Here is a 23,559-nt window from a genome sequence, read left to right as displayed (position 1 = left end):
GTGAAACTTTTCACGAGCGGTGTAAGCGAACTAGATGGCTGCGTCGAAGAGCGACCCTGCAGGAACCCGGAGGCGGACCGCCGACGTCGCCCGTAGGCGGACGTCCTATCTAGTACACGGAGGCGTGCACGTGGTCGTAATGATTCGCGGTCGCCGACCCGCGGTCTTCCATGTAGCGCCATCCCTCTCCCGATCGGTCGACCGACCAGATCTTCTGGGCATGGATGACGTAGTTGAGCCCGAACTCGTTGTAGTTCGCGCGGAGGAACTCCGCGACCTGCCATGCAACGGATCCGCTGACCATGATGTCCACGGCGCGGCCCGAACCGTGGTCGCCATCATCACCCTCCCGGAACGTCCCGTAGCTGGTGATCTGGGGCCAGTTCGCGCAGACCGCCTGGTGAATCGCCGCGATGTTCGAGCTCACGCCCGACGGGACCGTGGTGCCGTTGCTGCACGGCGCTCCGACGCCCGGGGCTGCCCCTGACTGCGCGTCCGTCGACTCAGTCGGGCTGTCGGTGCTCTCATCCGGCAGGGGGTCGGGCTTGGGCTTGCGGTTGGCGAGGTAATCGGCATTCACCCACCGGGTGGCTTGTTGCTTGCCGCGCGGCAGCAGAACCTCGGCCCAATGCCCGACGACCTGACCGGTGACGGCGATCCTAGTGCCCCATTCGATAAGACCTAGCCGCTTGCCCTCCTCTCGCGGAGCTTTCCAGATGTTCAGCGGGGCGGTCGCAAACTTGTGGTCGGTGGCCCTCGGCTTGAGCGCGATGCGCGGCTGCATCCGGGGCGCCGCGCGGCTGACCCGCTCCTCACGCCGACTCGCAAAGGTCCTCGCGTCCAGGGACACAGCCGAGGAACCGGCCGAAAGGGTCTGCTCCATACCGGCATCGGAGCCTGACGTGTCGGCGGTGACACCGACGGCAACAACCGCAGAGGTGACTAACAGGGCAACCAGTGCGAGGACGAAGAGCTTGCCGAACCGCCGGGCGAGGCACGCGGCGGCTCGGTGTCGCATGGTGGTCATACGGATCCATTCGAGGTCGACGCCAGGACAACAGTCAGCGAGTCAAACACAGGCGGTGCCTGACGTCACATCGTGTCGGCTTCAGGCTCCGGATCGACCATAAACTTGTTGAATCGGCCCCGGCGGAGCGCTACAGCCAACCCTTGGGATCGACCGCCAAGCCGTTCTGCAACACAGTCCAGTGCAAGTGGCACCCCGTGGACCAGCCGGTCGTGCCCACGTACCCGATGATCTCGCCTCGCTCGACGCGCTCTCCTACGTCGACTGCGTACCCGCTCATGTGGTTTGCGATCGTAGAGACCCCAACACCCCGACGCGTTCCGTGATCCACAATGATCCGGTTGCCCCATACGGAGCTGTAGTACGCCGAGAGCACCACTCCGCTGGCGGCCGCCCGGATCGGCGTGCCGCAACCCGCGCCTACATCGATCCCGTCGTGGAGTGAGCGATAGCCCCAGATGGGATGCGTCCGCCATCCGAACGGGGAGGTGATGCTCCCATCGACTGGCATACCCAGGACACCGTCGCCATCGACGGCGCCGGTGTAGGTGGTGCTTGACGCCTGATCGAGGATCAGCTGTTGGATGCGGTCACGCTCGGCTTGTAGCCGCTTCAGTGCTGCCAGGTCGGCGCTCTTCGCTTTCAGTGCGACCGAACGAGCCCGCTGGCGAAGCATCACGAGCTCCTCCACGTTCGCCTCGGCTTGCCCGGCCCGCAGCTCGAGGGCCTTCTTGATCCGCAGGTTCTCCGCGGCCGCGCGGCGACTCGCGGCGACGTACTGCCTGGCTGACTCGAGCTCGTCCTCCTTGACCCGGAGCATGACCTCGGTCGCTTCGAGCTGGTGGAGGATCGTGGACTGGACGTCGAGGACGGTGCTCTGAGTGTTCAGGTTTCCTGCCAGCGCGGCGGGATCCTGGGTCGTGAACACCATCGAGAGACCCATGAGAGCTGGATCACCCTGCTCGTACGTCGACACGACGAGTGACCGCAACTGCTGCTCCTGCTCGGCCACCTGAGCGCGGCCCGTGGCCAACCCTGTCCGAGCCTTACGTAGCCGCAGGATCGCGGTTTCCAGCTTGGTCTGCATCCGGGCGTCCAGCGCGGTGGCAGCTGCGAGCTCACTCTGTGTGGTGGCTAGGTGCTCCCGCGCTTGCCGCAGGTCGTCCTGAGCCAGGATCAGCGCGTCGGTGGCGGCTCGCAAGTCGGCGCTGGACTCGTCGAGGCGCTCGTCGGCCATACCGATTCTCTTCTCGACGCGGTCCTTCTTGTCGTCGAGGTCGTCGGCGAACGCTGCGGGAAGGCTTGTAAGAGCCAAAATTGCCGCCGTCAACGCAGCCACACCGGACCGACGCGCGTGCGAGCGTTCGATGGCATAGTGCGGACGTATCATGGAGCGGCCCTCGTGTTCTCAGGCGCTGAACTCGACTCGACCGCCCGGACATTAACTGACATGGCCAACGGCCGGCGGCATTTCGAGCTTCTAGGTGCGTCGGTGTGGCGCCATTGATGTCCTTGCGAACGCTACTTCCCGACAGCGGCTCACAACCGGCCGGCGAGGTCAATGTGCGCATTCACCCGGGAAGCGTCGTCGTCAGGACGGGAAAGCGACCGCTTACGGCGCGTGGAAGGCGCGCGACAAAGGGCAACGGTGATAGCCGTGAAGGTGAACTTGAACGCGTCCCAGGTCGCGATGATGATGACCAGATTCATCGAGCCCGGACCGCCGTTGACGACCCACTCGGTGAGTGCGAACGCGCTGGCCGCGAGAGCCGTCGAGAGGGCGAAGAGCCCCGCGGCGACGCGCAGGCGCGGGCGCGCGCGCCGCGCGTGAGCGACGACGACGTTCGAGGGGGCATATACCTGCAGGTAGCGGTGAGCCAGCGCAGCGCCGCTCACGGCGAGGAGGAAGAGCAACATCACGGTCTCCGTCGGGTCGAGGTCCTTGAGCCTTACGTCCGATCGACACTGGGTCGCTCCTGGGATAATCGCGCCTGTGGATGCGGGTTCAGGAGGGTGGCTGTGGACTAGCCGATGGCCACTTGGTAGGCGGCGAGCGACTGGGGCTCGCAGCCGGAGTGCCCGCCGGCGAGCCGCTGAGCTCGCCGGGCTGCCGTGTTGGCACGCCGCCGCTCGTTCCTTTGGATGTCACTCCGGCTTGGGCCTCCAAGTGGCTGCTCTGAGGTGATGTTGTAGCGATCTCGGTAGGCGGCGACGGTCGCGACCTCTGTCATCCACTGACTCTTCGCGGACGCATTCGGGGGTTCCGTTCCGAGGCGGTTGAGCCACGATGCTCGCGACGCGACGGCACCTACCGCCAAGGCTCGCGCCCTGCTGACGATGAGGTCCTTCCGTTGGTCGAGTGCTTGCCGGTTCTCACAGTCCATCGATCCGACCGCCTCAGGGATCAGGCCGGCAATCAACATCGGCGAACGGGACAGTCCGGCGCCAGGAGTAGCACCAGAGAAGGCCTCGATCCTGTAGCGGAGCACAGCGGCGACGTCGGCGGCATCTTTGAGTGGGTGAGCGGCGACGATTCGCGGAAGAAGACGTTCCAGGTCGTGCCGGTTCGCCTCTGCCAGGCGAAGTGCAGCCGTGAGCGGCCCAAATGCGGCCGAGGAAACCGCCTCGTGGACCTGCTCGTCGGTGAGTCCCGAGCGCTGCAGGAGGTCGGCGAACCGGTCGCGTTGTGCCGCGGCTGCGATGGTCTCGTACTCGGCGGCGAGCTGGGCGATCGATGACCATGTCTCATGCTCGGTCGTGATCGCCTGGTGGGCGGAGGGCTCGGCTCCCGAGTGTTGGAGGACTCCGTGGAGCACCGTCCGCGCGGTCTCGTCCCCGACTCGCGGAGTCGCGTGGCTGTCGTCGGGCTGGTCGAGCGCGACGTAGGCGATGTTTGAGTCACGGCCGCGGGTCATCGAGACGTAGAAGTTCTCGCGCGTCGTCGAGGCGGATGCGACGACATGCGATGTGTCGACGGTGATGCCTTGAGCTCGGTGTGCGGTGACGGCGTAACCAAGGTCGACGTGGTGGGCGACGTACTCAGGCGGCAGCATAAGCGTCGCCGCTAGGCGGCCTCCCGCCCTACGGACCGTCATCGCGCCGTCGCGGCGTACGTCGAGCACGAGCCAGCGGTCGCCGTTGCGAACCCACCCCCCGTTGAGGGCCCGTAGGCGCCGAGCGTTGCGGCGCGTGATGACGATGTCACCAGCCGAGGCGCGTGCCCCGTCGACTAGCTCGACTTCGGGTCCGGTGTCGTCGTCATGAGCCAGGATTCGCTCGGCCCGCGCGCGTGCGTTGAGGGCATGGACCGAATGCGCGGCTTCGGTGACCAGGACGCTGTCGAGGCCGCGTCGCGTATCTTCGCGCCAGGCGGCATACGCGGCGTCGAGCATCTGATCCGTCGTGCCCTCGCGTAGCCGGTCGTGCCGGGCGTAGGAGTCGATAACCGCGGCCTCTCCTCCACGCAGACCGGCCGTCGCCTGCCTCTCCCATTCCTGGTTGAAGCGGAGGATCTCGGTGAGCTCGGGAAGGTCGCTGCCGCGCGCTTCGGCGAGCATCGAGAACGCGCCACCTGCGTCGACGGACTGCAGCTGCGCGTCGTCGCCCACCAGTAGGACCTTCGCACCGGCAGCCGCGGCTACCTCAGTCAGCCGATCGAGCGTGCGAGTATCGGCAAGGGTCGCTTCGTCGATGATGACCAGCTGGCCCGAGCCGAACGTGACGTTGCCGCGGGCGTGCTCATGCAGCCACTTGGCTGTGTTGTCGCACGCGATGCCGAGGTCTTCCGCCAACGCTCTAGCCGCGGCCGCTGACGGCGCAAGACCAACCACGCTTCTCGGCCCACACTCACTGACCCATGCTCTGCGCAGGCCACGCATCGCGGTGGTCTTGCCGGCCCCAGCCGGACCCACCAGCAGGTCGAGGCCTCGTCCCGAACTCGCGACCCTCCCGATGGCATCCGCCTGTTCGGCGCTCAGGCAGCCGCTGGCGACATCGCCCGCCAGGGCCAACGTGACAGCTGCCTGCTCGATGGCCGGCGCGGCGCGAACCTCCGCATGAGCGAGCAGCCGGTCCTCCGCAGCCAGGACGTCGGTCGAGGAGTAGACCGTGGCGTGACGGGGTCGGAAGACGGACGTGCCGTCTTCGCGGCAGAACGCGCCAGGGCTGACCGCGAACTCAGGTGGAGTGAGAGCCACCGAGAGCCCCTGAGCGGCGTCGACGATCAGACCAACGACCGCCTCCCGGTCTGCAACGGTACGAAAACGCCACCCCATCGTCTGCTTCGACGCGGACGCCCAGAGGTTCCAGGAGCGCCACGTCGACCGCTTGGTGCTCACCTCATCCACCACTTGCCTGGCCACCACCTGGATCAGGTCGAGCGATACAGATGCAGCGTCGGCCGCCTCGGGGACGCCGACCGACAAGACCGCACGCGCCCACCGACCCGCGTCACCTCCGGTGATGCGACCTGCGCGCCGGCGCCACTCCCCGGTCAGGTCCGCCAACGACCGGACCTGCTTCTCCGGCCTGGTCGCCAACGTCGCCTGCGCACGCAGCTGAACGATCGTGGCCCTCGACGGCCGGCGGCCGTGCCGCGCCACGTACGCCTCGACCAGCCGGTCCTTCTCCGCCTCGATCTCGCGCGTCCGGCCGGAGAACTCGCGGATGAGCTCCTCGCTGACGCCGGCGATCTCCCACTGGGGGTTCCGGTCCGGCCCACGCTCCCGTGCCTCCCAGCGAAGGCCGAAGGTGCCTGAGAGGCGATCGGCGAGCACCGCGTTGTAGTGGGCGGAGATCGCAGTGACGGCCGCGTGTATGGCGCGGCTGTCGAGGCTGCGCCAGCGGCCGTCGAGGAGCGTCTTCACCTTGTTCGCGATGACGACGTGGGTGTGGAGCTGCGGGTCGCCGGCGCGCGAGTCGTAGTGGTCGAACGCGGCGGCGATGACGCCGGAGACGCCGACCTGGGCGACGGCACCATCGTGATTGGAGATGCCCGTGCGGGTGGCCGCCACCTCCCGCTCGAGGTAGTCAATGACTTCGGCGACGGCAGCGTGGTGAGCCTCGACGATCATCGCTTGGAGGTCGGCGTCAGCCACACCCCACAGGACCGAGACCGACTTGGGCACGCTAAACGTGAAGTCGAAGCCTGCGACCGCTCTGCGGTTGCTCGCGACGCTCTCCTCCGCCTCAATGCGGGCGATCATGTCGTCGCGGTCCTCGCCGCAAACGTCGGCGGGAATCGCGGCCGTGCGGACAGCGATCCTCGCTTCTACGCCCTGGTACTCGGGGAAGGCACGACCGAGCTGGTCGCCAGTGAGCGGATCGCGCCCCAGCCCGATCAGCAGCGCGAGCTGTGCCTCGTGAACCCGGTCTCTCGGTCGGAGTTCGCCCCGGCCGAGCGCGCAAAGGCCCGAGCCGAGCCAGCGCCCGGGCGGCGTGCCGACCTCGGCGTAGTAGCGGGTCAGCGGCGTGGAGAGCGAGCGGTTGCCGTCGCCGGCAGCGACGGTGCGCAGAAGGTACTTGTAACCGTCGCCAGGCGACATCTTCCGGAGCGACACCGTCACGGCAGTACCTCATCCACAGGGCCAAGGTGCGCCTACTTCTCCACAGCCCTCGATCTGCCAGTCGTGTGGCCCCCGGTGGGGAGGTATGGGTGAGCTGAGGCGGCGCGCGGAGAGCCGGTCGTGAGCGGGCGGGTAGCGCGGTGCACCTGGAGAGGGAAGCGATAGGTGGCGGGCGAAGGACTGGAAAGCGGCGATGTCCAAGCGACGAGATCGGGGTTAGCATGCCGAAACAGACGGCGTTCCGGACCGTCCGCGGCGCCATCTACCTCCTCGAGTGCCCGTCGGCTCGCGAGGACAGCAGGACGCGCGCATGACCAGGACACTCGGGGTTAGGGCATGGGCGACCAGCGCCGCGGTGCTGGTCGCGATGACGGCGTGCTCAGGATCCGATGCCGATCCACCGCCCTCGTCCGGCGAGAGTTCCTCGTTGCCATCGACGGGGTCTTCAACTCCTACCCCCTCTGAGTCCGAGCTCGCATCGGCAGCTGCCGAGGACGTCGTTCGCCGCTACTTCACCGTCCTCGACAACCTCCGACAGAACCCGACCGAGCCCTTGAGGCCGCTGTCCTCCGTCGCGACAAGCACGCAACTCGCGGCACAGAAGCGGCTCTTGCAGAGGGAGCGGGGCGAGGGGCTTCGCCAGGTCGGTACGACCGCGGTCGCTCAGCTGACGGTGCAGTCGGTCAATCTGAAGGGCTCGAACCGAGCGGTTGGCGAGGTGCCGATAGTGACGGTGGACGTCTGCTGGGACGTCAGCGGGGCTGACCTGGTCAATAAAAGCGGCAAGTCCGTGGTGAGTCCCGACAGAGAGACGACGGGTTGGACTCGGTACACCGTGGCCAACTATCAGCGGTCGAAGGATTCCGAGGGCGACTGGCGCATTGCCACGAGCCAAGATCTCAGGCAGACGCCGTGCTCGGCCGCTTGACCCGCTTCCTCGGGGGCGTGTTGATGGTCGCCTACTTGAGCTCGCTCACTCAAAGTCCGGCGGGCGCAGCACCGGTATGCCAAGTCACGGATCCGTTGACTGGTCAGTGCACGGTGTGGGTCGAGGCCCCAAGCGCTCAACCAACGCCCGGTGGGACCGACGAGCCCGCAGACAGTGGGTCTGGCGCTGCCTGCTACTGGGACCCAGCCAAGCAGGGGCTGTCCGGTCCGCCGGCGGGACCGGTGGCGTGCTCCTCGGAGTACGGCTACTGGTCGAACCAATACAACTGTTACATCTCCCCGCTGAGGCCGCCGCCTCCGGCAGACGATCCGGCCTGGCAGGGGCATCCGCCAGGGGAAGGCGCGGTCTACCAGTGCTTCCAGCCGCAGACCGGCATCCTCGTGCCCGTCTGGGCGGCTGACACCCCTCCCGGATCCGACGCCGGCCCGACACCGGGTGAAGTCGCTCAGCTCGCTGTCGACCAAATGAACCTGACGGCCATCAACATCGGGATCACCCCAGAGCCTGGGCCTAACAGCGTGGGCATCGTCGGGATGCCGGTCTGGCTCTGGGCAGAGGCGCCGGATGCTCAGACATATGGGCCTGCCACGGCAAGCGCGACCGCGGGCGGCATCACCGTCACTGCCACGGCGAGGGTTCAACAGATCACTTGGGACATGGGCGATGGCACCCAGGTCGTGTGTCAGACAGCCGGGACGCCGTACCAGCCGTCGTACGGCGACCGGACGTCACCGGACTGCGGCCATCTGTACACCGAGTCCAGCGCAGATCAGCCCGGCGGGAGATACACGGTGACGGCGACCTCGGACTGGGTCGTCACCTGGCAGGGAGCAGGACAGACGGGAACGATCCAGCTGGACGGCTTGGCGAGTTCGGTGCAGATCACGGTGGGGGAAGGCCAGGTGCTCGTGCAGTAGCGAGCCGACGCGTGTGAGGGGCAGCGAGATGACCAGTACAGCCGCACGAGACGACCGCCTGGCCGTCACGGACTCGCCGCCGCCTGCCCCTCCGCTCGTGCCGCCACCGAAGCTACGACGCCGACCCGCTTTGATGGCGGCCGCTATCGCAGCGATCTGCCTCGGCGCGCTGCTCGCCGCCTGGGCATGGACCTCGACCACGAACACCCAGGAGGTGCTCGCAGCACGCAACACGATCCCGCGCGGTTCGGTGATCACCGCCGATGACATCGAACGGGTCCGCATCAACGCCGACCCTGCGCTCGAGCCCCTTGCTGCATCGGAGTACGACGCCGTGGTCGGCCGGCGAGCAGCCCTGGACATCGCGGCTGGAGGGCTGCTCACAGCCGAGGCGACGACATTGGTTGTGCTGCCGCCCGAGGGACAATCGATCGTCGGAATCGCTCTCACGCCCGCCCAACTGCCTGGTCTGCCGCTCCAGAGCGGCGACATCGTGCGGGTGATCGTCACCCCGGGCCTCGACGGCGAGGCGCCGTCGGGCAATCCGGCGTTCACATCGGCCGAGGTCGTGGGAACCAGACCGGACGAGGCCACCGGAACAACAGTGGTCGATGTCCTGGTCCCGTACTCGGACGCCACCGTGCTCGCCGCGCGTGCCGCGACCGGCAGGGTCGCACTCGTGCTCGACGCTGCGGCATCAGGAGACCAGTGATGGCCGTCGTGGCGTTCTGCTCCGCGTCGGGCTCCCCCGGTGTCACCACAACGGCTCTCGGGCTGGCACTGCTGTGGCCGCGCCCGGTGCTCCTGATCGAAGCGGATCCGACCGGGGGATCCGGGATCCTGGCTGGTTTCTACCGTGGAGCCACCGAGTACCGGGCCGGGCTGATCGAGCTGGCCCTGTCACCGCTCGACGTCGCCGAGGCGCTACCGGACGTCGCCACACCGATCGAGGGATCGAAGGCGTCGTACGTCGCCGGCACCCGCTCGCACACGCAGGCAGTCGGGCTCCGGGAGCTGTGGGAGCCACTCGCTGAGGCCTGCCACGACCTGGAGGCAACCGGCCAAGACGTTCTCGTGGATGCTGGTCGACTCGGGTTGCTGGGGTCACCGGAGCCACTCCTGGCGGCTGCGGACCTGACCCTGCTGCTGACCCGCACGACGCTTCCAGCCCTGGCCGCCGCGCGATCGTGGGCAGAGTCAGTAAGCCACCGCCGGGTGGCCTGGCGGCAGGCAGGACTCCTGCTCCTGGGCGAGGGCCAGCCGTACCGCGCGTCCGAGGTCGGGAAGGTAATCGGCCTTTTGGTGACCGCGAGCCTTGCGGACGATCCCGACGCGGCGGCCGTCTACCACCGCGGCGCCACGCCTCCCCCTCGCTTCGCTAGCGGCCCCTACATCCGTTCCCTGACAGCGGCAGCCGAGGCGATCCAGGCACAGGTCGCGCGGGGCCGTACCGAACTCCTGGAGGAGGTGAGCCGATGACCGAGGCGCCCGCTGACCATCTGGAGGTCAACGACCCGGCCGGCCTTCCGATCTTTGCTCCGCCATCCGCGAACTTGCACCCGCTCGTTCCGGCGACTGCTCGGCCTACTCAGCCACAGACCACAGCAGTAGCGGCCGTGGACTGGACACTGGTCGCCGCACTTCGCGCGCAAGCCTCAGAGCAACTCAGCCGAGCTGTTGCCGCTGACCGGGGACGGCTCGATCGACAAGCGCAGGAAGAGCTCGGTCGGTCGATCGTCCTCGACCTGATCGAGTCGACGATGGCCGACAGGATCAACGCCGGCGAGAGCACGTGGACGCTTGCGGCGCAAGAGACCCTCGCGCGTGCAGTCTTCGACTCGCTCTTCCGGCTCGGAAGGCTGCAGCCACTGGTCGACGACGACCGAGTCGAGAACATCATCATCGCCGGCCATGACAACGTGATGCTCGAGCTCGTCGACGGCTCGCTGATCGATGGCCCGCCGGTCGCGGACTCAGATGAGGAGCTCATAGACTTCCTGGTCTTCCTTGCTTCGCGCAGCGAGGTAAGCGCCCGTGGGTTCTCCGAGGCCCAGCCGCGTCTGCATCTGCGGCTCGACGGCGGCTCCCGGTTGGCGGCAGCCGCGTGGGTGACGCCACGCCCTTCGGTCGTGATCCGGCGGCACCGGCTGATGGAGGTCACTCTGGAGGACCTCGTCGTTCGCGAGATGCTCACTCCTGTTGCCGCGACATTCCTGGCTGCCGCCGTCCGCGCCCGCAAGTCGATCGTCGTCTCGGGCAGCCAGGGTGCAGGCAAGACCACGCTGGTGCGCGCCCTGTGCGCCGAAATCGACCGGCTGGAGGCCATCGGCACCTTCGAGACCGAGTACGAGCTGCACCTGCACGAGCTCAAGCGCCACAAGATCGTGCACCCCTGGGAGGCACGTCCGGGGTCGGGAGAGCGCGCGCACGACGGTCGGCTCGCAGGCGAGTTCACCCTCGACGACGCCCTCGTCGACTCGTTTCGCTTTAACCTCTCCCGCCAGATTGTGGGCGAAGTCCGAGGCAAGGAGATCTGGGCGATGATCAAGGCGATGGAGTCGGGCACCGGCTCCATCTCGACCACTCATGCCTCCGACGCCGTCGCCGCCGTCCGGAAGCTGGTCACCTGCGCCATGGAGGCTGGCCCGCACGTCACACAGACGCTAGCCACCAGCAAGCTCGCCGCCACGGTGGACCTCATCGTCCATCTCAGCATGGAGACCTTCCACCGCTCCGGCACGATGCAGCGCCGACGGCGAGTCGCCGAGGTCATCGCTATCGCACCGGGTGAGCGCGAGACCGGCTACGCCACCACCCACGTCTTCGCCCCAGATCGCAACGGCATCGCGATGCCGGCCGTGCTCCCCGACGAGTACCGCTCGCTGACCGCCCACGGGTTCGACCTGCCCGGCTACCTCGCCGGTCAAGCGGAACGGGGGCAGAGGCGATGACTGCACTCGTCCCAGCACTCGCCGGCGCACTCGTCGTCGCGGGCATCATCGGAATCGTCGTCGGCGCCCTCCCTTCACCAGTTCCCGAACCGGGCTCGCCCCGCTCGGCCACATTCGCTCGCCTGGGTGCCACGTCGCGTCGCACCCGGCTGTTGCTCCTGGCCGGCATCGGGCTCGGGGTCATTGCCTGGGTCGTCACGGGCTGGGCACTTGCGCTGATCATCGCGCCGGTCGCCGTGATCGGGCTACCCGTTCTGCTCGCCCCTCCCCCGGCAGCTGCACGCATCGAGCGGCTCGAGGCCATGGAGGAGTGGACCCGATCGCTGTCGGGCGTCCTGACCGTCGGACTAGGGCTCGAGCAGGCATTGGTCGCAACACTGCGGTCGACACCAGCACCGATCGCATCCGAAGTGAACCGACTCGTCGCCCGCCTCCGTGCGCGCTGGCAGACCGAGGCGGCACTTCGCGCGTTCGCCGACGAGCTCGACGACTCCACGGGCGACCTGGTGGCTGCCAACCTCGTTCTCGGCGCACGCCGCCGCGGCGCCGGCCTCGCCAGCGTGCTCGACGGACTCGCCGAGTCCGTCGCCGCCGACGTCCGCGCCCGCCGACAGATCGAGGCCGATCGCGCCAAGCCCCGCGCCACGGCCCGCTGGGTCACGATTATCAGCGTGGCCGCGCTGGTCGTCTTGACCCTCTCGGGCACCTACGTCGAGCCGTACCGAAGCCCTCTTGGCCAGGTCATCCTCGTGATGCTGCTCGCTGCATACATCGCCACGTTGATCTGGATGCGTCAGATGGCCATCGGTCGCCCCCAGCCACGATTCCTCGGCGCGCATGCGGCCGGTCGCGCATGACTACCGGGCTCCAGCTGATGATCGTGGCCGGCGGGCTCGTCGGGCTTGGCGTTGCGCTTCTAGCCCTTCGGCTGCTGCCCGCTCAACCCGACCTGGCTGACGCCCTCGAGCGACTGACCCCCGGACGCACCGCTACCCGTAGCGTCACCACTTCGGCGACCACGGGCAAGGAACGCGTCGGGCTCTGGGCCATGCGCGCCCTACCGCCCGGCCTATGGATCCGAACCCCGACCCGCGAACTCGCGCTGCTGCGGATTCCAGTTGCCCGGTTCTACGGGGACAAGCTCACGTTCGCCGGGCTGGGACTGCTGATCCCGCCGTTGCTTGCATACTTCTTCGACGTCATCGGTCTGGGCTTCCCGGTTGCTCTTCCGGCGGTCGCCTCCCTGGGGCTCGCCGCCGTGATGTTCTTCCTGCCCAACTACAACGCCGTCGACGATGCGAAGCGGGCTCGGCTCGAGTTCAGCCGTGCGCTGGCGGCCTACATCGACCTGGTGGCGTTGGAGCGCAACAGCGGCTCTGGCGTGCGTCAGGCCATGGAATCCGCCGCTGCGGTCGGCGACTCGTGGGTCTTCACCCGGCTCAGCGAGGAGCTCACCCGCTCCCGATGGTCGGGCCAGCCGCCATGGGACACGCTCCACACGCTGTCCGACGAGCTCGGACTGCCCGAGCTCGACGACTTCGCCGACATCATGCGCCTCTCCGGCGAGGAGGGAACCAGCGTCTACACCACGCTCCGCGCTCGGTCAGCAGCGATGCGAACCGCCTTGCTCAACGACGAGATCAGCGAGGCCAACGCGATCGGCGAGCGGATGACGATCCCCGGCTCGCTCCTTGGCGTGATCTTCATGGCCTTGCTGGTCACGCCCTCCCTGCTCCGCATGTTCGGCGCCGTCTGACGATAGAAGTTCCGAAGGAAGGACACATCATGGTCGCACTCTTCGCACTACTGGAGGCCTGGAGGGTCGGTCTCGAAGCGCGCTCCCGCTCCCGCGATCAGCGAGGCTCGGTCACAACCGAGCACGTGCTCTGGGCGGTCGCTGTCATCGCGATCGTGGGCATTGTGGTCGCGGCGGTGAGGGCCTATGTCACGAGCCAGGCCGGGCAGATCAAGTAGCGAGCGCGGCTCGGCCTCCGTCCAGCTCGTGATCCTGCTACCCGCGCTCTTCGCGGTCATGTTCCTCGGCATGCAGGCTGCGCTCTACTACCACGCCCGCACAGTCGCGATCGCGGCCGCGCAGGAGGGAGCGCGTGCCGCCGGCAACGAGCAGGGCCAGGCATCCGACGGACACCGCGCCGCGAGGAAGTTCGTCGCTACCGCCGGCGGCGACAGCGTCCTCCAACGCAGCCGGACCAGCGTTGACCTAACCACGACCACCGCGACGGTGACCGTGCAAGGAGTCAGCCTGAGCGTCATACCCGGCTGGGAGCCGGCAATCCGTCAGAGTGCGTCTGTCCCAGTCGAGAGGCTGACGGCACCGTGAGCTGGTGTGCACGCGACGAGGCGGGCTCGGCGTCGATCGAGGCAGCGATCGGCGTGACAGCCTTCGCGCTCTTCGTGGGTCTCATCATCTTCGGTGGCCGGACGGCCATCACCCACCAGTCGGTGGAGGCGGCCGCCGCCGATGCAGCGCGATCGGCCTCCATCGCCCGAACCGCTGGCCTCGCCGAGGAGGACGCCCGGCAGGCGGCGACCTTGAGCCTCGCCGCTCAGGAGATCCACTGTCTGAACGTGGCAGTTCACGTCGATACAGGCGGCTTCGGCACATCGGTGGGGCAGCCAGCCACCGTGGCCGTCACGGTCAGCTGTCGGCTCAATCTCTCCGACCTCTCGGTCCCAGGGGTGCCGGGGAGCCGCCTCATCCAGGCCACGATCACGAGCCCGCTCGACACCTGGCGGGAGCGGTCATGACCCGCCGAAGAGACGAGCGTGGATCGGTGACGATCTGGTTGGCCCTCACCAGCTTCGTCATGATGATGCTCGTCGGACTGGCCGTCGACCTCGGCGGGCAGGTCCGCGCACAGCAGCGCGCTCACGACCTTGCCACCCAAGCCGCCCGCACCGGCGGCCAGCGCGTGCAACCCGCACCAGCGATTCAGGGGCACTACCTCCGCGTCGACCACGCCGCTGCCCGCGGGGCCGCACAGCAGTACCTGATTGCGACCGGCGTCTCCGGGACGGTTGACGTCTCGGCCGACACGATGACAGTGACGGTCGCTGACACGTACCGGCCGCGGTTCCTGTCGCTCCTGGGCATCAACCGGCTCGAGGTCACCGGCACAGCGACGGCCCGCCTCATCCGCAGCGTCGGAGGAACTGAACGATGACCGCACTCAGGAACCGACTCGGAGCTCGCCTGCTCGGGCTCGCCGCGACTATCACGCTGATCGTCTCCGTGCTCGGAACGCCCCTCCTTCTGATACTCATCGACGCCGTTCCCTCACTCGAGGCCTTCAACTGGAACCGGCTCAGTAGCCGCGACGACGGCACGCTTGCCCTCGCCGTCATCAGCCTCGTGGCCTGGGTGGCGTGGCTGATCTTCACCGTCTCCGTCGTCATCGACGTCGCGGCACGACTCCGAGGCGTCCGACCCCCACGCCTCAAGGGGCTCGCGGTGCCACAGCTGGCCGCGGGCCGGCTCGTCGCCACCGCCTCCCTCCTTCTCATCGGCGCTTCGATCGCTGCGCAGACCATCCCCATGCCCAGGGTTGTCTCGCCGCCAGCCGTCGCCGCCCCGACACGTGTGGCGGACGCTCCGGTTACCGAACCTGCGACCGGCGTGGACACCATGCCGGCCGTCCGTCAACAGGCCGACGCACCTAACAAGCCCAACCGCGCCACCACGACGCGGTACACCGTGAAACGCGGCGACAGCCTGTGGAAGATCGCCCAGGAGCGGCTCGGGGACGGCAGGCGGTACGTCGAACTCGTCGAGCTGAATACGGCCATCCTCGACGGCCGCGCAGACTTCATCACCCCCGGACTCGTCCTGCGGATCCCCGTGGACCACCGCGATTCGGAGCAGAGGACGCCGGCCGAGGATTACATCGTCGAGGCCGGCGACACGCTCTCCGAGATCGCCGAGGACGAGCTCGGCCAGGCGACGCTCTACCCCAGCATCTTCGAGGCATCACGCGGGGCACTGCAGCCAGACGGCGGCCGGCTCACGGACCCTGACCTCATCCGGCCAGGATGGTCGCTGACGATCCCGGACGCCGAGCAGCCACCAGACACGAAGCGGCATCGCCCCGAGGAGGTGGCGCGCCCCAATCTCGAGGTTCCGCGCCGGCCCGTCCCCGAGGACGATGCGATTCCCTCGCCCAGCCTCGGCCCGCAGGAGCCCGTCCGAACCGATCGAGCCGCAGCTAACGACGAAGCTGGCTTCCAGGGATGGCCATGGCTGCTGCCAGGACTCGCAGCTTCCGGATCACTGCTCGCCGGCACGCTCTTCCTCGTCGTACGCCGACACCGGCGCACCCAGCTTCGCTACCGCACGCCCGGCCACATCATCGCTCCCCCGCCACCTGAACTGCGGCAAGTCGAGAAGTCGCTCCAAGCCACCGGGCAACCGGCCGCCGACGCCATCGAACGACTCGACCGTCTGCTCCGCTCCCTCGCAGCCGCCACCACTGACTTGCCACTACTCCTCGCGGTCGAGTTGGACGCTCATCGCGCGACGCTGCACCTAGCGGAAGCGGCCGACCTGCCGAGGCCCTGGAACGGAACCGAGAAGCGTTGGTCCGCGGACCTGACGGAGGCCGACAACGCGCCGGACGAGCTCGCGCCGTACCCCCTCCTCGCCTCAATCGGCCAGAGCGAAGACGGCCACATCTGGTTGCTCAACTTCGAGCAGCTCCGGACGGTCGGGCTCAACGGTGACCACGAGAGCGCAGAAGCGCTCGCCCGCCACCTCCTCGCCGAGCTCGCGACCAGCCCGTGGTCCGCGCTCGTCGATGTCGATGCGCTCGGCGTGGGCGCAGAGCTCGCCGAGATCGACACCCTGCGCTTCCACAACCATGAGCGAAGCGACGCGTCACTGCTCGATCGGCTCGAGGTCGAACTGGACCCTGGGCGACGCCTCCCCGGTTTCGACCCAGAGCGGTTCCGAGCCATCGTCGCCGACCGGATGGACGACACGCTTGAGCGGGTCGCCGAGATCATCCTGTCCGGACCCGCGCGAGTCGGCGCCGCACTCATCACCATCGACTCCCCCGCGACCACCGAGCTGCACATCGACCCGCACACGCGCATCCGCCTGCCCGAGCTCGACGTCGAGGTCCACGCGGCCGGACTCACACCCGACGAAGCCACGGCGTGCGCGGCCATCATCTGCGTCACCCGACATGCCGACAACGTCCCGATGCCGTGCCAGGAAGCCGTCGACAGCGAGCTGGAAACATTGATCGACGCCAGCGGCGCCATCCGCCCGGACCTCGTCGAGCCGCGCCCTCAGGGCCCCGCCGGCCAGCAGTCCCACCTTCCGATGGCCCCCGCCGCCTACGAAGCCGACACCGCTGCGTCCGATGCGGATCTCAACCAGCTGGCGCCGGTCGCTCCGCTGCCAACCCGGAGGCGGGTGGAGGACGCCGATCCGACACTCGATGCAGACCTTGCGGCCTGGCACGACGAAGCGCTGCGGCGGCCGCGCCTACACCTGCTTGGACCGGTATCCGCCCGGGCGTACGGGAACCCCTTAGCCATCGCCGCGCGCCGGGCCTTCTATGTCGAACTGCTCGCCTTCCTCCACCTCCACCCTGCCGGCGTCACCGCCGACCAGATCGCTACGGCCTTCGGGCTCCGCAAGGAGCGGGTCTACACCGACCTAGCGACTCTGCGGACCTGGATGGGACCGGACCCGACGACCGGGGAGGAATACCTGCCCAAGCTTCGACGCGGCCGCGGCAGCTCAGACGCGGAGCACTCTCGCTACCGACTGCGCGGCATCCTCAGCGACTACGACCTGTTCCGACGCCTACGCGCGAGGGCACAGGCCCACGGAGTCGACGGCATCCCCGACCTCGTCGCCGCTCTGGGACTGGTGACCGGGGAGCCATTCACTCAGCTACGCGTGACCGGCTGGACTTGGCTTCTCGACGGCGAGCGCTCCGACCACGTCATCACCTGCGCCATAGTCGACGTCGCCCACGTCGTCACAACCCATGCGCTTGCGACAGAGGACCTCGAGCTCGCGGAGCGCTCCGCGACGATCGGTCACCTCGCCGCACCGTACGACGACATCGCGCGCCTCGATCTGATCCAAGTCGCCGCGACCTCAGGGCACCCAGAAGTCGCCGAGCGACACCTCATCGAGGGAGTGCTCAACCGGAGCGACGACGACCGAGGACCGATCGAGCTACCCGAACGGACTGCCGAAATCGTCCGTCAGCGGGGTTGGGAGAGGCGACGTCGAGCCGCGTCGTCATGATCGCCGACGCCTCCGCGCGCAGCAAGACGGTGCAGGGGCCGCCCCCCACGACAAGTCACCCTTGCCCACGCAAAGCGTCGGCACGAGTTTCGACGTGAGGAAACCGCCCCGGTGCTTCTGTACGGACGAGGCGGCTTCGCTTCCTACTACCCGCTCGGTGAGTACCTAGGCATCAAGTGGCGAGCGCCTCGTCGACTGGCGCGGCGCGTTGCTCCGGACATGGTTGCATCGGGCAACCTACTGGGTGTAGGAGTTCGAGGCATCCTTCAAGGACGGGGGCCGATGTTGGAGACCGACGAACATCTTCGCCTCGCGCGACACCCGGCTGAGGCCGAACGCGCTCGGCGTCACGTCGCGGCCTCTTGCCGAGACTTGCACCGTGACGTGGCGATGATCGCGCAGCTGCTGACATCGGAACTCGTCACCAATGCGCTGGAGCACGGCGCTGGCACGATCGAGTTATCGGTGACCCGCTCTCCTGGTGAACTGCGCATCGACGTCTTTGACGAGTCCAGCGAGAAGCCCGTTTCCCAGGCGGCAGGTGCCGCCGAGCTCAAGGGCCGGGGCATGCTGATTGTGGAAACGTTAGCTAGTGCTTGGGGGGTGCAATCACGCCCGGACAGACAGGGCAAGTCAGTGTGGTTCATCCTCCGAACGGTGACGTGACTCTCCAGCAATGCCCCGCAGCTCGACGAGCTCCTTAACGCGGACGCCTCATTCGTGGGGTTCCAGCCATTCGCAGGCGCCAACTCATCGAACCGGCTGGGGCGCTCGCCGGTATCCGCGTGGTCGGTCGAGAAGCTCTTCACGGCTCGGTAGGACCGCAGCATGAGTGAGCGATTCCAAGCATCCCGTTGTCTGAGGAAGCGGTCTGACCTCGGCGAACGCGACCTTCCCCCTCGCTTCGTGATCGGTGGAGGTAGAAAGTCGGGGAGGTATCACCGCCAGCGTTGCCGGCATGAACCAGTCGACAACGACCAAGCCGCGCTGGTCACTGACGACGATGCTCCGAGCGTCCGGGGCCGGCGACCTTCCCACCGCCGCCGAGCATCTCGCCACGAACGGCATTCCCATCTTCCCCTGCGTCCCCGGCGGCAAGCAGCCGTTGACGAAGCGCGGATTCCACGACGCGACAGGGGACGTCGACAAGGTCCACACATGGTGGCGCCGCTCCCCTGACGCGAACATCGGGATCCCGACCGGCGAGCTCTCGGGGGTGGTCGTCGTTGATGTCGACGTACACGAGTCCGGCACCGGCTATGCGGCCTTCGAGCGCGCCCGCGCGGCAGGCCTCATCAGCGCGTGGGGCTGGCTGGTGCGAACGCCATCGGGCGGCATGCACGCGTACTTCCGACCGGCGAGCCTCGAGCAGCGGTCCTGGCAGGCGCCCTCACATCATGTCGACTTCCGGGGCGATGGCGGCTACATCGTGGCTCCGCCCTCCAGGATCGCTGGCGCTGATAGTCAGAGCCGCGCCTACCAGGTCATCGCGGTCGCACAGCATCGACCGCGACCCCTCGACGCCAACGCACTCCGAGCCTTCCTCGAACCGCCTCGGCCGGCCCCACCATCAGTCTCGCTCCCAGCACTCAGCAGCCGTCCGGACAATCTGGCGGCTTGGGTCGCCAACCGACCCGAAGGCGCGCGCAACCGCGGCCTCTTCTGGGCGGCGTGCCGGATGGTCGAGAGCGGGCACAGCTTCGCGGAGGCTTGGTCCCTGCTCGGCGACGCGGCTCAGGTCGCCGGGTTGTCCGAGCAGGAGGCGTTGACGACGATCCGGTCCGCGTACCGCTCCGCCTCTCACCTCGGCCCGGAAACCATCTCCCGCCCTACCCCGGCGGTTGAGGCGGTGGGGATGTGAACACCGAACCCCTCTACCGGCGTCAGGAAGCTGCCGTTCCTCAGCGGCCGCTCACGGAGGCCGTTAGCGAAGGAGTTTCGCAACTGGCTCTGCACGGCGATCCGTCGAGGTCCGTGCCGAGCAGACCTCCGCTCCCGACTCGGTCGATCGCCTGGGTCAGGCCCAGCGACCTGCCGACCGTCGTGGCCGGCCCCCTCGTGGGCCGAGGCATCGACCTCCAGGCCGAGCTCCTCCGCCGCACACGCCGTGCGCCCCTCACTTCCAGCGCACGCAGGCGCATAAGCCGTACCTCCATCGCTCGGCCGCCGTCAGCAACTACGACCACCGAGCCCGAAGGCATCTCGATATGACTCACTCGTTCACCACGTCCGACGGACTCCGCGCCGCGCTCGACCGTCTTCACCGCACCGGTGGATGGGTCAACGACCCGGAGGCCGAACAGCTGATGCGCTTCGCGATGCACAAGTACGGCGCCCTCGCCCGGAAGCACCGCCTCGAGCCGGAAGATGCCGCGGCCGCAGCCTTCGAGGTGATGCGGACCCGAGCGGCCCGGACCGCGCGGGATCCGTGGGGTGTGGTCACTCGCGCGGTCCAGGTCACCCTCATCGCCGAGGACCGAGCCAATGGATTGCTCTGCTCCCCCTCCCAGGCTCGACGAGCACACATCTCGGCCCACCACGACGCCCAGCGTTTCAGCGACCGCGACGCGGCCCTCCTCGACTATCACCCAGCATTCCGCGTCGCGGCCGAACAAGACCATGTCGACGGTCCGACGCACATCGAGCCAGAGCCGACCGGCGCGTACGTCGCCGTCGACGCGATCGTAGGGATGTTTGCCGCCCTGGGTTGGCCGGAAGACACGGCACGGGCCACGATGGAGTACGTCGCCGCCCGACTGATCGAGTGCGGCTCACGCTCCACGGCGCACGAGTCGCTCCGGCGCGATCACCATGCCCGAGCGCTCCTGGACCTGGACCGTGCTACCTGGTCAACGACGCTTCGTGTCGTCCTCGGCAATCCGCACCAGGACGTGAGGTTCACTTCCGCCGGTCACGGGATCCTGCTCCGGCTGCTGGTCGGGCAGTCCGTGGCCGAGCTGCTGGAGGATGACCACCTGGTCGACGAGATCAGCTGCGTGGCACCGAGGAACGTGGGTGCGCGCCATGCCTGACGACCGCGGCCACATCGAGCTCGACCGCCGAATCGAGTCGATCACCGTCGGAGCGCGCCACCGCCGAAGCGTTCAGGACGACCTCGAGCCACTGATGCGCTCAATCGAGAAGCTCGGGCTGCTCCAACCGATCACCATCACCCCGGACGGGCTGCTCGTCTGCGGCGCCCGGCGCCTAGAAGCCGTACGACGGCTGGGATGGCGCACCTTGAAGGTATGGGTCAGGTCGGGGATCTCCGACGAGCTGTCGCGACTCCTCGCGCAGCAGGACGAGAACATGCTGCACAAGCCGCTGTCGCCCATGGAAGCGGCGTCGCTGTACCGGGAGCTTCAGCGGCTGCTCGCCGAGGACGCTGCCCGGCGCCAGGCAGCGTCGCGCTTCGGCGCTGCCGAGCCTCCGGACGGAGTGAGCGGTGGTGCCGACGCGGCACCACCGCCGGGCAAGCGCGGCAAGACGCGTCGAATCGCCTCCGAACTCGTGACTGGCACCGCGTCCTACAACAGGTTGGAGCAGATCACCGAGCTTGAGCGGATCGCCGGGGACCTTTCGAGGCCGCAGGCGATCCGCCAGCTTGCCCGTACCGAGCTCGCCGCGATCGAGGCCGGCGCACCGGTGAAGCCAGCGCACGGACGGGTCATGGCCGCCATCGAGCTCGACAACGCCGGCGACAGGCCGCTGTCCAACGACGAGCTCGAGACGCTTGCCGCAGACGCCCTCGCCCGGGTGCGGCAGTCGGAGTCGCGGAAGGGTCTCCGTGCACTCAAGCGGAAGAGCACGCCGACCTACCGGACGGTGCGGTCCTTCATCCTGACCTGGACCGAGCTCGAAGGCTGGTCCGCGCTGTACGACGTCGACGAGATCGCACGCTCGCTGAGTGAGGAAGAGTGGACCCGCTTCGAGCGGGTGGTCGACGAGACCGTCGACTTCCGAGAGCGCCTCGCCGCGGCCCTCGGCTCCGGACACTCCGAGACCGCCTGACCCGGATCGAGTGGGACACCTGTCCCGCATCCGACTCCGGAAGGTGCCCTCCATGCTCAATCGCGTCGACACCCCGCGATTACGACGGCCAAGGATCCTCCTGATTGTGGCGACTCTGGTCCTGGCGCTCGTCGCGATGGGGACCTATCTGGCGTCGGCTACGACCAGCCGCCACGTCGAGGCACCACCCACCGGGCGCCACACCGTCGTCGGGCCTCGCGAGCCTGCCTCGACGGGACCCGTGATCCGAGAGCTCAGCCCGATCCGACCAAGCAGCGATCCCGAGGCCTTCGCGATCGCGGTCGCTGAGGCGCTGTTCGAGTGGGACACCGCGGAGCCACTCGCCCAGACCGACTACATCGATCGCGTGCTGGCCGTTGCGGATCCCACCGGCGAGGCATCGCCAGGCCTGGTCAACGACATCGCCAACTACCTGCCCAGCCCGGCTGCCTGGGGCGAACTACGCCAGTACCGCACTCGCCAGTGGATCGACGTGACCTCCTCCGAGGTGCCAGATCTGTGGCCGCAGGCGCTCGCGGAGGCTGGCCGCGACGGTCTGTTGCCGGGCACAGCGGCTCACACCATCGAAGGGCTCCGTCACCGAGCCGGCGTGTGGGGGGGCGAGCCGGTCAGCAGTGAGCACGACGTGGCGTTCACCGTGTTCGTCGTGTGCGGGCCGTCCTACCGCACGTGTCACCTGCTCCGGCTGTCGCTCCCCGACCAGCCGCTCGAGTAGCCAAACCACGCCATGGGCAAGACCGTCGTCGCTGCTTTCGTCGCTCTCCTCGTCTTGCCCTCGGCAGCGCTGTTGGGCGTCGCGGCGCTCCTCAACCCAGCAGCCGAGGCGTCATGCCTCCCGGCGACCGACACCACCGAGTTTGTGCCGAGCGAGGTGGGCAGCCCGCCGGGGGCCGGTTCACCGACCCCCGTGGTCTTCCCCCTTCCAACCGGAACCTGGGTGCCCACGAGCGGCTTCGGCATGCGCGTGCACCCGATCACCGGCGTCGCAACGCTCCACACCGGTGCGGACTATGCCGCACCAGCAGGGACACCCATCCTCGCCGTCGCTGACGGCCGGGTGGCGTACTCGGGCCCGTCCAGTGGCTACGGCAACCTCATCCTGATCGAGCACACCGTGAAGGAACAGCAGCTCACCTCGGGGTACGCCCACATGGAATCGGCTGGACTCCACGTGACCCGTGGCGACACCGTCACAGCCGGGCAGCACATTGGTGACGTCGGCTCGTCCGGCTACTCGACCGGACCTCACCTCCATTTCGAGGTTCGCCCCGGCGGCCCCGACGGGGCCCCGGTCAACCCAGAGCCGTGGCTCGCGTCCCGCGGCGCTTCCCAACTCGAAGGCGGCGAGATCTCACCGCCCGGATGCGCTGGTCAGACCGGTGCCTCGGCAACGCCGTACGACGGCGCGGCTGCGAACGGGCTCGTCGACGACCCCACCTCCGACGGCCGGATCACCAAGCGGACCGCGCATGTGCTCGCGGCCATCCAGGAGCGCTTCCCCGGCTCCGGTTGGGCTTGCTGGTCCCCCCGCCCCGGCACCAGCTCAGAACACCCACTGGGCCGTGCATGCGACGGAACGTTCGGCAACTCCATCGGCACCCCGGCCACCGGCGGCGTCCTGACCCTCGGCTGGCAGGTGACGAACTGGCTGAAGGCCAGCGCCAGAGCGCTGGGCGTCGAGTACCTCATCTGGCAGGGACGGATCTGGTCCGTCGCCCGCAACGCCGAGGGCTGGCGTCCGTACGACGGCGGAGGGATGCACGACGCCAGGAGCGTCACCGGGGGGCACTACGACCACGTCCACTTCACGGTCATCGCCTGAAGGCAACCTTCGTC

General features: G+C 68.1%; 22 protein-coding genes and 1 pseudogene. 19 read left to right on the top strand and 4 right to left on the bottom strand.

All coding sequences use genetic code 11. The features are described 5' to 3' along the window. Positions 1-109: 109 nt before the first annotated feature. From FIP57_RS20045 to mobF, 4 genes are all read right to left on the bottom strand, one after another. Entirely contained in the window at positions 110-1,027 is a 918-nt protein-coding gene (locus tag FIP57_RS20045) for an SH3 domain-containing protein (RefSeq protein WP_148575333.1), read from the bottom strand. Positions 1,028-1,157: 130 nt separating this feature from the next. After that, positions 1,158-2,417 (bottom strand): peptidoglycan DD-metalloendopeptidase family protein, encoded by a 1,260-nt coding sequence (locus tag FIP57_RS20040; RefSeq protein WP_148575332.1) that lies wholly within the window; start codon positions 2,415-2,417, stop codon positions 1,158-1,160. 149 nt (positions 2,418-2,566) lie between these two features. Further along, a complete protein-coding gene (locus tag FIP57_RS20035; RefSeq protein WP_148575331.1) occupies positions 2,567-2,944 on the bottom strand; it encodes a hypothetical protein in 378 nt (125 codons plus the stop codon). Positions 2,945-3,051: 107 nt separating this feature from the next. After that, on the bottom strand, positions 3,052-6,591 hold the full coding sequence (mobF, locus tag FIP57_RS20030) for a MobF family relaxase (RefSeq protein WP_238993619.1): 3,540 nt from the start codon (positions 6,589-6,591) through the stop codon (positions 3,052-3,054). 310 nt (positions 6,592-6,901) lie between these two features. On the opposite strand from mobF, the gene FIP57_RS20025 reads away from it, so the two are divergent. The 19 genes and pseudogenes from FIP57_RS20025 (at position 6,902) to FIP57_RS19940 (ending at position 23,545) form a co-directional block, all read left to right on the top strand. Next, the gene (locus tag FIP57_RS20025) at positions 6,902-7,519 is read left to right on the top strand and encodes a hypothetical protein (protein WP_148575330.1); all 618 of its coding nucleotides are present in this window, start codon (positions 6,902-6,904) and stop codon (positions 7,517-7,519) included. A 242-nt stretch (positions 7,520-7,761) separates the two neighbouring features. Beyond that, positions 7,762-8,457, top strand: coding sequence for a hypothetical protein (locus FIP57_RS20020; RefSeq protein ID WP_238993618.1), 696 nt, complete (start codon positions 7,762-7,764; stop codon positions 8,455-8,457). A 28-nt stretch (positions 8,458-8,485) separates the two neighbouring features. Next, positions 8,486-9,169, top strand: coding sequence for an SAF domain-containing protein (locus FIP57_RS20015; protein ID WP_203231365.1), 684 nt, complete (start codon positions 8,486-8,488; stop codon positions 9,167-9,169). Then, positions 9,169-9,936, top strand: a complete 768-nt coding sequence (locus tag FIP57_RS20010; RefSeq protein WP_148575328.1) for a hypothetical protein — start codon at positions 9,169-9,171, stop codon at positions 9,934-9,936. Before FIP57_RS20015 ends, FIP57_RS20010 begins: the two co-directional genes overlap by 1 nt. Then, the gene (locus tag FIP57_RS20005) at positions 9,933-11,408 is read left to right on the top strand and encodes a TadA family conjugal transfer-associated ATPase (protein WP_148575327.1); all 1,476 of its coding nucleotides are present in this window, start codon (positions 9,933-9,935) and stop codon (positions 11,406-11,408) included. The genes FIP57_RS20010 and FIP57_RS20005 overlap by 4 nt, the downstream gene beginning before the upstream one ends. After that, a complete protein-coding gene (locus tag FIP57_RS20000; RefSeq protein ID WP_148575326.1) occupies positions 11,405-12,265 on the top strand; it encodes a type II secretion system F family protein in 861 nt (286 codons plus the stop codon). Before FIP57_RS20005 ends, FIP57_RS20000 begins: the two co-directional genes overlap by 4 nt. Further along, a complete protein-coding gene (locus FIP57_RS19995; RefSeq protein ID WP_148575325.1) occupies positions 12,262-13,164 on the top strand; it encodes a type II secretion system F family protein in 903 nt (300 codons plus the stop codon). The genes FIP57_RS20000 and FIP57_RS19995 overlap by 4 nt, the downstream gene beginning before the upstream one ends. Before the next feature lie 29 nt (positions 13,165-13,193). Then, on the top strand, positions 13,194-13,382 hold the full coding sequence (locus FIP57_RS19990) for a hypothetical protein (RefSeq protein ID WP_148575324.1): 189 nt from the start codon (positions 13,194-13,196) through the stop codon (positions 13,380-13,382). After that, a complete protein-coding gene (locus tag FIP57_RS19985; protein WP_148575323.1) occupies positions 13,351-13,749 on the top strand; it encodes a TadE family protein in 399 nt (132 codons plus the stop codon). Before FIP57_RS19990 ends, FIP57_RS19985 begins: the two co-directional genes overlap by 32 nt. Further along, positions 13,746-14,177: a TadE/TadG family type IV pilus assembly protein gene (locus FIP57_RS19980; RefSeq protein ID WP_238993616.1), complete on the top strand. Its 432-nt coding sequence runs from the start codon at positions 13,746-13,748 to the stop codon at positions 14,175-14,177. Before FIP57_RS19985 ends, FIP57_RS19980 begins: the two co-directional genes overlap by 4 nt. A gap of 26 nt (positions 14,178-14,203) precedes the next feature. Then, a complete protein-coding gene (locus FIP57_RS19975; protein WP_238993615.1) occupies positions 14,204-14,593 on the top strand; it encodes a pilus assembly protein TadG-related protein in 390 nt (129 codons plus the stop codon). Then, positions 14,590-17,691: a LysM peptidoglycan-binding domain-containing protein gene (locus FIP57_RS19970; protein ID WP_148575320.1), complete on the top strand. Its 3,102-nt coding sequence runs from the start codon at positions 14,590-14,592 to the stop codon at positions 17,689-17,691. Before FIP57_RS19975 ends, FIP57_RS19970 begins: the two co-directional genes overlap by 4 nt. Before the next feature lie 219 nt (positions 17,692-17,910). Beyond that, on the top strand, positions 17,911-18,357 hold the full coding sequence (locus FIP57_RS19965; protein WP_338039941.1) for an ATP-binding protein: 447 nt from the start codon (positions 17,911-17,913) through the stop codon (positions 18,355-18,357). A 292-nt stretch (positions 18,358-18,649) separates the two neighbouring features. Beyond that, positions 18,650-19,552 carry a bifunctional DNA primase/polymerase gene (locus FIP57_RS19960; protein ID WP_148575318.1) on the top strand — a complete coding sequence of 301 codons (903 nt, stop codon included), beginning with the start codon at positions 18,650-18,652 and terminating at the stop codon, positions 19,550-19,552. 346 nt (positions 19,553-19,898) lie between these two features. Beyond that, entirely contained in the window at positions 19,899-20,723 is an 825-nt protein-coding gene (locus tag FIP57_RS19955; RefSeq protein ID WP_148575317.1) for a serine/arginine repetitive matrix protein 2, read from the top strand. Further along, positions 20,659-20,961, top strand: a pseudogene (locus FIP57_RS24560) (ParB N-terminal domain-containing protein); the annotation flags it as partial. The gene FIP57_RS19955 and the pseudogene FIP57_RS24560, both read left to right, overlap by 65 nt. Before the next feature lie 39 nt (positions 20,962-21,000). After that, on the top strand, positions 21,001-21,702 hold the full coding sequence (locus tag FIP57_RS19950) for a hypothetical protein (RefSeq protein WP_238993614.1): 702 nt from the start codon (positions 21,001-21,003) through the stop codon (positions 21,700-21,702). Between the two features lie 52 nt (positions 21,703-21,754). Continuing rightward, on the top strand, positions 21,755-22,438 hold the full coding sequence (locus FIP57_RS19945; protein WP_148575315.1) for a cell wall protein: 684 nt from the start codon (positions 21,755-21,757) through the stop codon (positions 22,436-22,438). Positions 22,439-22,450: 12 nt separating this feature from the next. After that, positions 22,451-23,545, top strand: a complete 1,095-nt coding sequence (locus FIP57_RS19940) for a M23 family metallopeptidase (RefSeq protein ID WP_148575314.1) — start codon at positions 22,451-22,453, stop codon at positions 23,543-23,545. Positions 23,546-23,559 lie beyond the last annotated feature (14 nt).

Source organism: Nocardioides caldifontis, assembly GCF_008087345.1.
GTDB classification, from domain to species: Bacteria; Actinomycetota; Actinomycetes; order Propionibacteriales; family Nocardioidaceae; genus Marmoricola_A; species Marmoricola_A caldifontis.
The sequence above is the reverse complement of the archived record's forward strand: the minus strand, read 5'-3'. Positions and strand labels throughout refer to the sequence as shown.